At 62.9% G+C, this 14482-nt stretch carries 12 protein-coding genes; 6 read left to right on the top strand and 6 right to left on the bottom strand.

What is annotated here, in order from left to right; genetic code table 11:
• Window positions 1–12 precede the first annotated feature (12 nt).
• Complete coding sequence (locus G5380_RS12040; protein ID WP_421352783.1) at window positions 13–663, bottom strand: Qnr family pentapeptide repeat protein; 651 nt, start codon at window positions 661–663, stop codon at window positions 13–15.
• Between the two features lie 89 nt (window positions 664–752).
• Between G5380_RS12040 and G5380_RS12035 the strand changes: the two genes are divergently transcribed.
• Window positions 753–1760 (top strand): substrate-binding domain-containing protein, encoded by a 1008-nt coding sequence (locus tag G5380_RS12035; protein ID WP_076493932.1) that lies wholly within the window; start codon window positions 753–755, stop codon window positions 1758–1760.
• Between the two features lie 84 nt (window positions 1761–1844).
• Here the strand turns inward: G5380_RS12035 and G5380_RS12030 are convergent, their stop codons facing one another.
• Genes G5380_RS12030 through G5380_RS12020 form a run of 3 tightly spaced genes read right to left on the bottom strand, consistent with a single transcriptional unit; the run spans window position 1845 to window position 4798 of the window.
• On the bottom strand, window positions 1845–2486 hold the full coding sequence (locus G5380_RS12030) for a bifunctional 4-hydroxy-2-oxoglutarate aldolase/2-dehydro-3-deoxy-phosphogluconate aldolase (RefSeq protein ID WP_181497002.1): 642 nt from the start codon (window positions 2484–2486) through the stop codon (window positions 1845–1847).
• Window positions 2487–2495: 9 nt separating this feature from the next.
• Window positions 2496–4292: a phosphogluconate dehydratase gene (gene edd, locus G5380_RS12025; RefSeq protein WP_181497001.1), complete on the bottom strand. Its 1797-nt coding sequence runs from the start codon at window positions 4290–4292 to the stop codon at window positions 2496–2498.
• Entirely contained in the window at window positions 4289–4798 is a 510-nt protein-coding gene (locus G5380_RS12020) for a gluconokinase (RefSeq protein ID WP_005340649.1), read from the bottom strand. Before G5380_RS12020 ends, edd begins: the two co-directional genes overlap by 4 nt.
• 245 nt (window positions 4799–5043) lie before the next feature.
• On the opposite strand from G5380_RS12020, the gene gntU reads away from it, so the two are divergent.
• From gntU to G5380_RS12000, 4 genes are all read left to right on the top strand, one after another.
• Window positions 5044–6384 (top strand): gluconate transporter, encoded by a 1341-nt coding sequence (gntU, locus tag G5380_RS12015; RefSeq protein WP_302246945.1) that lies wholly within the window; start codon window positions 5044–5046, stop codon window positions 6382–6384.
• A gap of 150 nt (window positions 6385–6534) precedes the next feature.
• Complete coding sequence (gene pssA / locus G5380_RS12010) at window positions 6535–7884, top strand: CDP-diacylglycerol--serine O-phosphatidyltransferase (RefSeq protein ID WP_346197841.1); 1350 nt, start codon at window positions 6535–6537, stop codon at window positions 7882–7884.
• Between the two features lie 190 nt (window positions 7885–8074).
• Window positions 8075–10144: an ATP-dependent DNA helicase RecG gene (gene recG / locus G5380_RS12005; RefSeq protein WP_421209224.1), complete on the top strand. Its 2070-nt coding sequence runs from the start codon at window positions 8075–8077 to the stop codon at window positions 10142–10144.
• Between the two features lie 31 nt (window positions 10145–10175).
• Complete coding sequence (locus tag G5380_RS12000) at window positions 10176–12287, top strand: AsmA family protein (protein ID WP_421209223.1); 2112 nt, start codon at window positions 10176–10178, stop codon at window positions 12285–12287.
• Between the two features lie 54 nt (window positions 12288–12341).
• Here the strand turns inward: G5380_RS12000 and G5380_RS11995 are convergent, their stop codons facing one another.
• Complete coding sequence (locus G5380_RS11995) at window positions 12342–13250, bottom strand: bifunctional GNAT family N-acetyltransferase/hotdog fold thioesterase (protein WP_069527624.1); 909 nt, start codon at window positions 13248–13250, stop codon at window positions 12342–12344.
• Window positions 13251–13301: 51 nt separating this feature from the next.
• On the opposite strand from G5380_RS11995, the gene G5380_RS11990 reads away from it, so the two are divergent.
• Complete coding sequence (locus tag G5380_RS11990; protein WP_180342979.1) at window positions 13302–13982, top strand: spermidine synthase; 681 nt, start codon at window positions 13302–13304, stop codon at window positions 13980–13982.
• Here the strand turns inward: G5380_RS11990 and dtd are convergent.
• On the bottom strand, window positions 13971–14408 hold the full coding sequence (dtd, locus tag G5380_RS11985) for a D-aminoacyl-tRNA deacylase (RefSeq protein WP_421209222.1): 438 nt from the start codon (window positions 14406–14408) through the stop codon (window positions 13971–13973). The two genes, G5380_RS11990 and dtd, sit on opposite strands and share 12 nt — an antisense overlap.
• Window positions 14409–14482 lie beyond the last annotated feature (74 nt).

Raw genomic sequence — 14482 nt, 5'->3', positions numbered from 1 at the left:
TTTTCGCTCGGCTCAGGGGAAGACAACCAGACCGATCTGCTCCAGCAAGGTCTGCTGCTGATCCTCGTTGATCTGCACCCCCTGCAGATCGACCCGCCGCAGATCCAGCCCCGGCAGGTCGCACTGGCGCAGATCGCAGCCCTGCAGCTTGAAGCTGGTCCAGTCGATCTGGCCAAACTCGGAGCCGCTGAGATCGGAACCCGCCAGCGAGGCACCAAACAGGTTGGCCCCCTGCCAACGGTTGCCGGTCAGCTCGCACTTCTCCAGCAGGCAACCCTCGAAGCTGGCGTAGCTGAAGTTGTTGCCGGTCAGATGGGCCTCGCAGAAGTAGCTTTTGGCGGTGATCTGATTGGCGAAGCTGGCGTGGCCGAAGTTGATACCGACCGCCTGACAGTCGCGCATCTCCAACCCCAGACACTGGCTGCGGCTGCAATCGGCCATGGTGAGATCGCAGCGCAGGAAGCTGGCCTCGCGCAGATCGCAACCCTGCAACAGGCAGCCCCTCTCACTCTCCCGATCGTAGAAGCTGCAGTCGATGAAGCGGCTATCGCTCAGATCCAGCCAGGAGAAGTTGCAGCCGATAAAGCGGCACTCCGAGAACTGCTCCCCCTCCACATCCTGTTGCTCGAACTGGACATCCACAAACTGCTTGCCTCTGATCATCGGAAAACTCCTGCAAAAACGGCTTCATATGCTGACTTTATCCGCCAAAAACGGTAATGTTACATGTAACATCCACCCTGGACACCCCTATGAGCCCCACCCGCAAGCGCCGCCCCACCCTGCAAGATATCGCCGACCAGACCGGCGTGACCAAGATGACTGTCAGCCGCTATCTGCGCGACCCGCAGACCGTAGCGGAGGGGACCCGCGAGCGGATCGCGGCTGTGGTGGAAGAGCTGGGTTATATCCCCAACCGAGCGCCGGACATTCTCTCCAACGCGACCAGCAAGGCGATCGGCATCCTGATCCCCTCCCTCTCCAACCAGGTTTTCTCGGCGGTGATCCACGGCATCGAGTCGGTGACCCGACCGGCCGGTTACCAGACCCTGCTGGCCCACTACGGCTACAGCCCGGAGCGGGAGGAGGAGCAGGTCGCGTCCCTGCTCTCCTACCATGTGGATGGCCTCATCCTCTCCGACAGCCAGCACACAGAGCGCACCCGCAAGATGATCGCCACCGCCGGCATTCCGGTGGTGGAGACCATGGATCTGCCGCAAACCCCCATCGATATGGTGGTCGGTATGGACCATAGAGCCGCCGCCCGGGCCATGGTAACAGAGATGCTGCGCCGGGGCCGACGCAAGGTGGTCTATCTGGGGGCACGGCTCGACGTGCGCACCCAGCTGCGGATGGAGGGTTACTATCAGGCGATGACCGACTTCGGCCTCACCGGCCAGCATCTGCTGACCGAACAATCCTCCAGCTTCACTCTGGGGGGCGAGCTGCTGGATCAGGCGCTGGTACGCTATCCCGACCTCGACGGCCTGTTCTGCACCAACGATGACCTGGCGGTGGGTGCTCTGCTGCAGTGTCAGGCCAAGTGGATCCCGGTGCCCCAGCAGATCGCCATCGCCGGTTGCAACGCTCTCGACATCGGCCACGCCATGACCCCCAAACTGGCCAGTATCGCCACCCCGCGGGAAGCGATCGGTCGGGAGGCGGCCACCATGCTGCTGGCGCGTCTCAACGGCCAATCCCAACCCGACACCCGCAAGGATATCGGCTTCTCCCTCTATGTCGGGGAGAGTCTGGGGTAATCCCTTCCCGCACCCACTGAAGCCACGCTGATAGCAAACAGGCCACCCGAGGGTGGCCTGTTTGGTTTTCTGCACAACTGATGCTTAGCGTTTAACCAGTTCAACCGCTTCGCGGGAGAGGCGGGTTACCTCTTCCCAGTTGCCGCTCTTGACCGCATCAGCCGGCAGCATCCAGGAGCCGCCGACGGTGGCCACGCATTTGAGTGCCAGATAGTCGGCCACGTTTTTCGGGCCGATACCGCCGGTGGGGCAGAACTTCACCTGGGGCAGCGGGGCGGCAATGGCGGAGAGCGCCTTGGTACCGCCGTTCGCTTCGGCCGGGAAGAACTTCAGGTGGTCATAGCCCGCTTCCAGCGCCTGCATCACTTCAGACGGAGTGGCCACGCCCGGGATCAGCGGTGCGGTGCTCTTGGCCGCGTGGTCCAGCAGGGCCGGGGTCATCCCCGGGGAGATGACGAAGCGGGCACCGGCAGAGACGGCTGCGTCAAACTGCTCGCAGTTGAGCACGGTACCGGCACCAACCATGGCATCCGGCATCGCCTTGGCGATGAGGGCGATGGCATCGAGCGCCACCGGGGTGCGCAGGGTGATTTCGAAGACAGAGATGCCGCCGTCGAGCAGCGCCTTGGCCATCGGCAGGGCCTGATCCAGCTCGTTGATAACCATCACGGGTACCAGCGGGGAGGCGGCAAACACCTCGGCCGGGGTCACTTTCCAGTTCTGCATAGCTCTTCCTTAGTCAAAGATGGTAGCGCCACACTCGGCGCTCGATACCGCGCGACGCATCACGCTGAACAGTTCACGGCCCCACCCCTCTTGTTCCAGAGTGAGGTCAATCTCGGCCTGGGTACGGCCACTCAAATCGGTCAGACAGTCGAGGCTGCCGTTTACCGCGTCAACCCGCAGCAGGTCGCCGTCAGCAAGCAGGCCGATGGCCCCGCCGTGCAGCGCTTCCGGAGTGACGTGGATGGCGGCCGGGATCTTGCCGGAGGCGCCGGAGAGACGACCATCGGTGACCAGCGCCACCTTGTAACCCGCCTTCTGCAGGTTGCCGAGCACCGGCATCAGCTTGTGCAGCTCCGGCATGCCGTTGGCGGCCGGGCCATTGTGGCGCACCACGATCACGGCGTCCTGATTGAGATCGCCCGCCTTGTAGGCCGCTTCCACCGCATGCTGGGAGGAGAAGACCCGCGCCGGGGCTTCAATCACCCGATACTCGGGAGCCACGGCGGAGACCTTGACCACGGCGCGGCCCAGATTGCCCGCCAGCAGCTTGGTGCCGCCAGTGGTCTGGAACACGCTGCCGGAAGGTGACAACACGCTCGCATCGCCGCTCTCGCCCACCGGCTGCCATACCAACTGGCCATCGACCAGTGCCGGGCGGCTGAGGTAATCCTGCATCTCGCCAAAGACCGGTGTGGCATCCATGTGGATCAGCCCCTCTTGCGCCAGACGGCGCATCAGGCCGGGCACGCCGCCTGCCTGTTCGAAGGCGTTCACGTCGGCAGGGCCGTTCGGGTACATGCGAACCAAGAGCGGCACCACGTCGGAAAGATCGCTGATGTCATCCCAGGTCAGTACCAGACCGGCCGCGCGGGCCAGCGCCACCATGTGGATGCTGTGGTTGGTGCTGCCGCCGGAGGCGAGCAGGGCCACCAGACCGTTGACCAGCGAGCGCTCATCCAGCACCTCGCTCAGCGGGCGATAGGCCGGGGAGCCCGGGATCATGGCGCTGATGCGGCAGGCCGCTTCGGCGGTCAGGGCGCGGCGCAGCTCGCTATGGGGATGCACAAAAGCGGAGCCCGGCAGCATCAGGCCCATGGCCTCGAATACCAGCTGGTTGGTGTTGGCGGTGCCGTAGAAGGTACAGGTGCCTGCCGCGTGGTAGGCGCCGCACTCCATCTCCAGCAGGGCATCGCGACCCACTTCACCGGCAGCGTACTTCTGACGCACCTTCACCTTCTCGTCATTGCTGATGCCGCTCGCCATCGGGCCAGCAGGAACAAATGCAGTCGGCAGGTGAGCGTGGGAGAGGGCCCCCATGATCTGACCCGGAGCGATCTTGTCGCAGATACCGAGCAGCAGGGTGGCATCAAAGGTGTTGTGAGAGAGCGACAGTGCGGTCGCCTGGGCGATCAGGTCGCGGGAGAAGAGGGACATGTCCATCCCCGGCTGACCCTGAGTCACGCCGTCGCACATGGCGGGCACGCCGCCGGCGACCTGGGCACTGTGGCCCAGCTCGGCCAGCACCGCCTTGATCTGATCCGGATAGCCCTGATAGGGCTGATGGGCGCTCAGCATATCGTTGTAGGCGGTGACGATGCCGACGTTGGCGCGGGTCATATCGAGAATGCGACCCTTCTCGTCACTGCTGCAGGCGGCCACGGCGTGGGCCAGGTTGCCGCAGGCCAGCGCGGCGCGGGTCTTGCCCTGCTCTGCCTGACGCTGGATGCGGGCCAGAAATGCCTGACGACGGGCGACACTGCGCTCGCGGATGCGGGCGGTGACGTCGGAAATTACCTGATGAATCATTGGGCTTGCTCCAATGCTGTGACGGCGCGGTCAACCACCTGTTCGAAGGTGCCGTCTATATCAATGTGGAATACACCGGCTTCGCCATCCGGGCGCTCCAGGGTATCGAACTGACTTTGTACCATGCTTTCACGCATGAAGTGGCCCTTGCGGGCACGCATCCGCTCGAGGATCAGCGGCTGGCTGCCATCGAGGAAGATGAAGCTGACCGACTCGTTGCCTTCGCGGATCTGGTCGCGGTACTTCTTTTTGAGGGCGGAACAGACAATGATGCCGGTCTCGTTCTTCTGCTCGAGACTGTAGGCGGCGTCGCGGATCCGCTCCAGCCAGGGGGCACGATCCTCATCGTTGAGGGGGTTGCCGCCAGCCATCTTCTGGATGTTGGCCTTGGGGTGCAGGTCATCACCATCGATGAACTTGGCGCCCAGCGCTTCGGCCACTTTCAGACCCACGCTGGATTTGCCGCTACCACACACACCCATCACGATAATGCACTTACCCGCCATAATTTGACCTCTGTCCCACTTTTCAAAAAACCAGCTGTTGATGGGTTCTAATCTAACACGTTACCGGTAACATGTTACCGGTAACGATTGAAAATGTGAAGTCTGCCACAGACTGAGCAAACCCATAGTCACCTGGGCATATGATGTTGAGCCCTTGCCATAAATCTAAATAAATCATAAAGATATGGTTTGCCGACGGATCGGCAAGGTGTCACGACTGAACTTGGAAAAAGGAACGCATAACAATGTCTGACCTCTCCCTGATCATGACAGCCGCCGGCTCGATTGTGCTGCTGCTCTTCCTGGTGATGAAGGCCCGGCTCCACGCCGTGGTAGCCCTGATCCTGGTCTCCATGGTGGCGGGTCTCGCCGCTGGCATGAACCCGGCCGATATCGCCAACACCATCCAGAAAGGGATGGGTGGCACCCTCGGTTTCGTCGCCGTGGTGGTGGCGCTGGGCGCCATGTTCGGCAAGGTGATGGAAGTGACCGGTGCCCTCGACCGGGTGGCTCACACCCTGCTCGGCAAGTTCGGCGTCAAGCGCGCCAACTGGGCCATGGCCCTGACCGGCTTTGTCTGCGCCCTGCCGCTCTTCTTTGACGTGGCCGTGGTGCTGCTGATCGGCGTCGCCTTCGCCATCGTCCGTCGTGGCGGCGGCAGCGTAGTGAAGATCGGTATCGCCCTGCTGGCGGGTATCGCCACCTGTCAGGCGTTCCTTATTCCGGCGCCGGGCCCGATCCTGGTCGCTTCCCAGCTGGGTGCCGACTTCGGCTACATGATCCTGTTCGGCCTGATCGCCGCCATACCGGCGCTGATCCTGGCGGGCCCGCTGTTCGGTGACTTCATCAGCAAGATCGTCGATGTACCGCTGCCTGCCGATGCCCAGAACAGTGTCCACGATGACAGCAAATCCCTGCCCTCCTTTGGGCTGGCCATGGGCCTCATCGGTCTGCCGCTGCTGCTGATCGGCCTCAAGACCATCGTCGGTCGTTTCGTCGAGGCGGGCTCCACCCTGCACAACTGGCTGGAGTTCATCGGTCACCCCTTCACCGCCATCATGGTCGCCTGTCTGGCCGCCTTCTATCTGCTGGGCATTCGCCGCGGCATGTCCCGTGACGAGGTGATGAGCGTCTGCAACAGCGCCATCCAGCCGGCGGGCGTCATCATTCTGGTGACCGGTGCCGGTGGCGTGTTCAAGCAGGTGCTGGTTGATTCCGGTGTGGGTGCCGCCCTTGGCAACATGCTGGCCGATTCCGGTCTGCCCATCGTCGCGCTGGCCTTCATTCTGGCCGCTGCGGTACGGGTGATTCAGGGCTCTGCCACCGTCGCCATGCTGACCGCCTGTGGTCTGGTGCTGCCGATGCTGGAGCCGCTCGGCCTGAACGGTGCCCAGCTGGCGGCCGTCACCATCGCCATCGGCGGCGGTGCCATCGTGCTCTCCCACGTCAACGACTCCGGTTTCTGGCTGGCCAACCGCTACCTCGGCCTCACCGAGAAGCAGACCCTGCAGACCTGGACCGTGATGGAAACCATCATCGGCACCACCGGCGGCGTGATGGCGATGATCATCTACAGCTTCCTCTGACAAGGGCAAAATGCTGACAAAAAGGCCTCACTCGTGAGGCCTTTTTCATCTTTCTGATGATTCTTTCTTTGGCTGAGAGGGCGAGATTGCTAGAATCGCCTATTCATCGCTCCGAGTGGAACGCTTAACCCCGTGATTTCAGGTTTATCTATGCATTCATCGGCCCATTATCGACAACTGCTGGCGCGCCTGCCCCAGATCGCCGTCGCAGCGGATCAGTTTGAAGTGCTCTACAGCGCCCAGGATTTCAAACGCCGCATTCTTGCGCTTATCGCCAGTGCCACCCGGCGCATCTATCTGGTCGCGCTCTATCTGCAGGATGACGAAGCAGGCCGGGAGATCCTCTCCGCCCTCTACGCCGCCAAGCAGCGCAATCCGGCCCTCGACATCAAGCTGTTCGTCGACTTTCACCGTGCCCAGCGCGGCCTGATCGGCAAGGGCAAGCAGGGCGGCAACCACCTGATGTATCAGGCCATGGCTGCCGAACACGAGCACCAGATCGAAATCTACGGCGTGCCGGTCAAAGGGCGCGAGCTGCTCGGCGTGCTCCACCTCAAGGGCTTCATCTTCGATGATGTGGTGCTCTACTCCGGTGCCAGCCTCAACGACATCTACCTGCACCAGCAGGATCGCTACCGCTTCGATCGCTATCACCAGATCACCAGCCCGGAGCTGGCCCGCAGCATGGTCAACTACGTGGATGATCTGTTCGTGAAGAGCGACGCGGTGCAGCGACTGGATCACAGCGATATCCCCAGCGCCAAGCAGCTGAAGGGGCCAATCCGCCGCTTCAAGCAGAACCTGCGCCAGAGCCAGTACCGCTTCAGCACCATGCCGGTCAACACTCAAGAGGTGGCCGTCACCCCCATGGTGGGTCTGGGCAAGCGCAACAATCAGCTCAACCTGATGATCCGCAATCTGGTGCGCGCCACCGAGCGGGAGATCTTCATCTGCACCCCTTACTTCAACCCGCCCAAGGAGTTGAGCAAGGATATCGAGGATCTGCTGCAGCGCGGCTGCAAGGTGACCATCGTAGTGGGCGACAAGACCGCCAACGACTTCTTCATTCCGCCGGAAGAGAAGTTCTCCACCATCGGTGGCCTGCCCTATCTCTACGAGACCAACCTGCGCAAGTTTGCCGAGCGCAACCAGCGCCACATCGACGACGGTCGCCTCAACCTGATGCTCTGGTGTTGCGAGCGCAACTCCTACCATCTCAAGGGGATCTTCGTGGATGACGAGTGGGCCCTGCTCACCGGCAACAACCTCAACCCCCGCGCCTGGGCGCTGGATCTGGAGAACGGCCTGCTGGTACACGATCGTCGCCACCTGCTGCGCCCTCAGTTCAACGCGGAGCGGGATAACATCCTGACCAACACCAAGCGGATCAGCCACTTCGATCAGGTGGAACAGATCCAGGACTACCCGGAACAGGTGCGCAAGCTGCTGGGACGGATCCACCGGGTTAAGGCCCACCTGCTGCTCAAGCGCATCATCTGACCCTGGGCGCCATGCGCCCGCACCTTGCCTGTTGGCAGCCACACAAAGGCCTCCCGTTTTCGGCAGGCCTTTGTTATATCCGCCGTTTCCCCCGCCTTGGCGGCCCTGCCAGCAGCGACTCGGCTTGCATCGGCCCCTCAACAACCCCTATCATCTGGACATATTTACAGTGTTTTCGGGCATCTAATTGATGAAATTGGATAAAATTCCTCTCGATAGCCTCAAGGGTGTCGGCAGCAAGATGCTGGAGAAGCTCGAGCGGCTGGGGCTGGCCACGGTACAGGATCTGCTGTTCCACCTTCCCCTGCGCTACGAGGACCGCACCCAAGTGTGGCCCATCGGCGATCTGCCGCCCGGCCTGCACGGCGCCGTCGAGGGCGAAATCCAGGACACTCAGCTGGTGATGGGGCGCCGCCGCATGATGGTCTGTCGCATCAGCGATGGTACCGGCACCCTCACCCTGCGCTTCTTCAACTTCACCGCCGCCCAGAAAAACAGTCTGGCGGCGGGCCGTCTGCTCCGCTGCTTTGGCGAGGCTCGCCCCGGCAAATACGGGCTGGAGATGGCCCATCCCGAGTACAAGCTGCTCGGCGAGGAGCAGGCCGGCCAGACCGAAGAGGCGCTCACCCCCGTCTACCCGACTACCGAAGGGCTGCGCCAGCTCACCCTGCGCAACCTCACCGATCAGGCGCTGGCCCAGCTCGACCTCTATGGCGTGGAGGAGCTGCTGCCCGCCGGCCTCTATCCCCACCAGATTGAGCTGGCCGCCGCCCTGAAATTGCTGCACCGCCCGCCCCCCTCGGTGGCGCTGCCGCTGCTGGAAAGCGGCCAACATCCGGCCCAGCAGCGACTGGTACTGGAGGAGCTGCTGGCTCACAACCTCTCGGTACTCAAGGTGCGCGCTCAGGCGCAAACCCAGCTGGCCCGCGCCCTCAAACCGGCGCCCGCGCTGGTTGAACAACTGCTCGGCGCCCTGCCGTTCAAGCCCACCGGCGCCCAGAGCAGGGTAGTAGCGGAGATAAGTAAGGATCTGCAACAGAGCCACCCCATGATGCGGCTGGTGCAGGGGGATGTGGGCTCCGGCAAGACCCTGGTCGCGGCGCTGGCGGCCCTGCAGGCCATCGGCAACGGCTGTCAGGTGGGCTTGATGGCGCCGACCGAGCTGCTGGCGGAACAGCACGCCATCAACTTCGCCAAGTGGCTGGAGCCGCTCGGCATCGGAGTCGGCTGGCTGGCGGGCAAACAGAAAGGCAAGGCGCGGGAAGAGTCGCTGGCCGCGATCAAAGATGGCAGCGTCAAGATGGTGGTGGGCACCCACGCCATCTTTCAGGAGCAGGTTGTGTTCCAGCGCCTCGCCTTAGTCATCATCGATGAACAGCACAGATTCGGGGTGCATCAGCGCCTCGCCCTGCGCGAGAAAGGGGAGCGTGAAGGGGTACATCCCCATCAGCTCATCATGACCGCCACCCCTATCCCCCGCACCCTGGCGATGACCGCCTATGCCGACCTCGATACTTCGGTCATCGACGAACTGCCGCCGGGCCGCACCCCCATCACCACAGTCGCGCTGCCCGACAGCCGCCGCGGCGATGTGATCGAACGGGTCAAGCTCGCCTGCACCGAGGGCAAGCAGGCCTACTGGGTCTGCACCCTGATCGAGGAGTCGGAGGTGCTGGAGTGCCAGGCCGCCGAGGATACCGCTGCCGAGCTGCAGAACCTGTTGCCCGGTCTGCATATCGGGCTGGTGCACGGCCGGATGCGGCCGGTGGAGAAACAGCGGGTGATGGAGGAGTTCAAGGCAGGCATACTGCAACTGCTGGTCGCCACCACCGTCATCGAGGTGGGGGTGGATGTGCCCAACGCCAGCCTGATGATCATCGAGAACCCGGAACGGCTCGGGCTGGCGCAGTTGCACCAGCTGCGCGGCCGGGTTGGCCGGGGTGCGGTGGCCTCTCACTGCGTGCTGCTCTATCATGCCCCCTTGTCCAAGACGGCCCAGAGCCGACTCGGGGTGCTGCGGGAGACCAACGACGGCTTCCTCATCGCCCAGCGCGATCTGGAACTGCGCGGCCCGGGGGAACTGCTCGGCACTCGCCAGACCGGTCTGGCCGATCTCAAGATCGCCGATCTGGTGCGGGATCAGCCGCTTATTCCGCAGGTGCAAAAAATGGCGCGCTTCCTCATGGATAGGCATCCGAGTCATGTCGAACCCTTGATACGGCGCTGGCTCGGTCTGCGAGACCACTACTCAAACGCCTGACAACACATCCCAAAACAGGAGGAAAGCAACCATGAATTCCTGGCTACGCGGCCTGCTCTACACCTTCGCCTTCCTGCTGCTGTTTGTCTGGGTTGCCCTCGGCCTGTTCGACGCCGAGCGCGCCAAAGGCCCCATCGCCAGCTGGATCAGCCAGCAGACCGGCGTGCCGGTCACCATAGGGCGACTGGTATTCAACCCGCTGCACCCTTACACCCTGCTGGCAGAGCAGGTACGTTACGGCGATGCGGTCTCCCTCGACAAGATCTATCTGGAGATCGAGAGCATCGACTGGCTGAGCCGCGACGTGCGCATCGCCCATCTCGATCTCATTCGTCCCGCCATCAAGCTGCCGCTGCCCAACCAGCTGCCGAGCCTGCCGGTGCATTCCCTCACTATCAGTGACAGCACCATAGACCGGCTCAGTCTGGAGAGCCCCGAGCTGACCCTGCGCGGACTCAATGCCACCCTGAGTGACTGGGAGCTGATCGACCCGAAACGGCAACCACAGGCCAACCTGAGCCTCAATATCGGCCAGCTGGAGACTCCGCAGTTCACCTTCGCCCGTCTCAACCTGCAAGGACGGCTGGAAGGAGAAGTGCTGCGCACCGACAAGCTGGTGACCAACCTGTTTGACGGTCTGCTGGAGACCGGCATGGTGCTGGACTGGCCCGCTCGCACCCTGCAACTGCATGACCTCAAGGCGCGCGGCATGCGGGTCGAGCTGGGGGATCTGACACAGCAAGGCTTCCCGCAGCGCTTCCCGTTGCAAAGCGTATCGCTGGATCGTGGTCAGCTGGACGGCGTCAGCCTCAACGACATCAATCAGGAACTCTCCTTCAACAACTTCAGCGGCCAGCTCACCGCCTTCAACTGGCAGGCGGGCAGCCAGCCCACCGGCTATCTGAGCGGCACCCTGGGCGACATGGGCCGTGGCCTGTTCCAGCTGGAGGAGATCAAGGGCAAGCTCGCCTTCTCGCCCCAGCAGATCGACGGCGAACTGCAGGGCAAGGCCTATGAAGGGGAGTTCAATGTCGAGCTCTCCCTCGATAGCCAGCAGCAGAAGCTGACCCTGAAAGACGTGGCGCTGAGCGGCATGGATATCAGCCTGCCGCAAGGGTGGTGGCAGGATTGGCAGAGCTGGCGCCCGCAGCAGGTCGATATCCGCAAGCTGGCGTTCGACAAGCTCAAGGTGCTCTCCTTCGACGATACCCTGCCCCTGTCGCTGACCGGCTGGCAGCTCTATCTGAGCGATCTCGCCCTGCGCGATAACCAACCCGGCCCGCTGCTCGGCCGTGCTCGTATCGAGAGCAAGTGGTTCGAGCTGGTGTGGGATGGCCTCAGCGCCCGCAACGGCGAACTGTATGGGGAGCTGACCCCCAGCTCCTGGCAACTGGGCAAGCTCACCAGCTCGCTGCCGGATGAGGGCTCCCTCAGCCTGAGTGGCCAGTGGGGCCGCGAACCGGGCCAGAGCAGCCGCCTCCAACTGCAGGCGACCAAGCTGGATCTACAGCAATGGGGCAAGCTATTCCACTCCCCGGTCTCCTTTGCCGGCAAGGCGGACGTGAGCGCCGACCTGCAAGCCGAACACGGCAAAACGGCGGGCGAGTGGCGCCAGACCCTGCAGGGCAGCTTTGCCCTCGATGCCGACGAGCCGTTCTGGGACAAGGTAAAGATAGATCCGCTGCTGGATGAGTGGTTCAAGGGGGCGACCCCACCCACCCTGACGCCGGATCAGCTGTGGCAGGCGATGCAGGAGGGTGACACCCCCTTCTACCGCATCAAGCTGCTGGGCAAGATCGACAAGGGGCAACTGCAGATCGAGCAGGCTGGTGCCTCCACCATCACCCATCTGCTGGCGCTGCAAGGGGGGATCGATCTGGTCAACGAGCAGTGGCAGCTGGATCTGGGGATCCTCAATGGCAACCGCTGCGCCGAGCTGCTCGGCCAGTGGCGCGGGCCGCTAACTGCCCCCACGCTGGCCTGGAGCTTCCCTCAGAAGCAGGACGCCTGCGGCTGGGAAGTGGGAGTACGCTATCCTCCGCAAGGCAACAGTGCCCCGCTCTGGCGACCGGCTCCCGCGCCGAAAGCCCAAGCCCAAGTGCAGACCCAAGCCGGGCAGGCAAGCGACAGCCGGCAAGGGTAAAAACAGACAAGGCCTCATAATGAGGCCTTGTTGTTTGATGGGGAAACGACGCGGTTACTGGCCCGGACGGCGGGGCGGCTGCACCACGTAGTGGCCGCAGAACTCCGCCGCCAGTTTACTGCCGCTGAACAGCTGGATCTTGAGGCTGAAGGTGGCAGGCTCCCCCCGTTTGAGCGGCTGCAGCACGGCGGGCATCCCCTCGCGGGCCACTCGCGCCTCGGGCTCCTCATCGACCGGGCCATGATATTTGATGGTGCTCTCGGCCAGCACCGGCTCGCCTACCAGCCCCTCCTCTTTAAGCTGCAGCCAGATCAGCCCCCAGCCCGCCAGCACGCACTGGCTGTAGACACTACCGGCGAACATGCTGCCATGCACGTTGAAGTTGGCCGCCAAATTGGCCTTGAGGTGGAAAGTCTGGCCATCGTAGTGGCTGATATGCATCCCCATCTTCTCGCTGATGGGTACCCCGCGCGACCAGCGGGTGGTGAGATCCTGACACCACTCCGGCCGGTACTGGATAGTCTGCAACGGGCTCAGGGATTTGATCATCTGGCGATGGGGAATCCGACCAAAGGAGACGGGGCCACCCCCCACTTCGAGAAAACCGCACTTGCGATAGAACTCCACCGCCTCCTGACGGGCGTTCATCACCAGCCGTTTCACCTTCTCGCTGCGGGCCAGCTGCTCGAGATCCTCCACCATTTTGGCGCCCAGCCCCTGGCCGCGATATTCGGGACGCAGCGCCATGAAGCGGATCTGCGCCTCGTCACCGCCGATAAAGAGGCGGCCCACAGCGATGGGAGTACCATCGGGAGCCAGCATCAGCCGGTGAATGGCGACCGTATCGTATTCGTCCCGCTCGGAACCGACCGGCAGATTGAAGGGTTTACGCAGAAGTTCCCAGCGCAACTGGTAGTAGGCATCCAGCTCGGCGACTGTCTGAGGGGTGACTACCCGGTACATAGTTTCATCCTTGAGTTACACTGGTCGGAAACCATCTTGCCGTGCAAATTCATGGACTTCAATCTGCAAGCGTACCAAGCCGATCACTTGTTGCACCTCAGCGTCAAACCCCAGCGCCGCCTCACGGTACAGGAAAATGACCAGCACCGCTGGCTGGAGATAGATGGCGTGGTGCAATCCGCCATGTCGCTCGCCGACCCCGCGACCCTCTGTCTGCCCCATCAGCGGGTCATCGCCTGCCTGCTACCGGAGCGGGCTGAGCAAATCCTCGAACTGGGGCTGGGTGGCGGCGATCTCACCCGCCATCTGAGTCAGCGCTGGCCCGATGCTCGCCACGAGTGCGTTGACCTCGACGAAGAGGTGCTGACCGTTTATCAGCAGTTTTTCCAGCATCAGGCGCACGATGGGCAAGCCGTTCCGACACTCCATCAGGCCGATGCCCTCGCCTTTCTCGAGCAGAGCGAGCAGCAGTACGACCTCATCCTGCTCGATCTCTTCAGTCAGGATGGCAACCCGCTGCTGCTGTTTCAGGAGCGGCTCTACCGGGCGCTGGCCCCCCGGCTGAACGGCACTCTGGTCATCAACCTGTTGCCGCGCACCGAACTGGAGCTAACCCACGCCCTGACGCTGATCGAGCAGTGGATTGGCCCGGCTACCCCCTATCCGGTCGCAGGGCTCATCAACGTGATCGTCCACGTCATACCGCGGGATCAGGCATCCTCAGACCTGTAGCCAGAAGGTGACCGGGCCGTCGTTGACCAGCGCCACCTTCATGTCGGCGGCAAAACGCCCGGTTGCTGTCGGGATGCCGCTGGCGGCGGCCCTGGCCACGAAGTAGTCATAGAGGCGTTCGGCCTCGCTCGGGTGGGCACCACAGGAGAAGCTCGGGCGCATCCCGCTCTTGGTATCGGCCGCCAGCGTGAATTGGGAGACAACCAGCAGACTGCCGCCGATCTGGCTGACATTGAGGTTCATCTTGCCATTCTCGTCGGAGAAGACCCGATAGCCGCTCACCTTGTGCAGCAGCTTGTCGGCCTTGGCCTCATCATCCCCCTGCTCCACCCCGAGCAGCACCAGCAGCCCCTGACCGATTGAGCCGGTTACTTCGCCCTCGACGGTCACGCTAGCCTCGCTGACCCGCTGAATCAATGCAATCACATCCCTCTCCTCTCAAAACAGAACGACCGCCCCCTCACAGGGGCGGTCGTCGATGCTACCAATAAACCGGTGGC

This window comes from Aeromonas sp. 604443, assembly GCF_049170315.1.
Lineage (GTDB): Bacteria > Pseudomonadota > Gammaproteobacteria > Enterobacterales > Aeromonadaceae > Aeromonas > Aeromonas veronii_A.
This window is presented reverse-complemented; position numbering and strand designations above follow the sequence as displayed.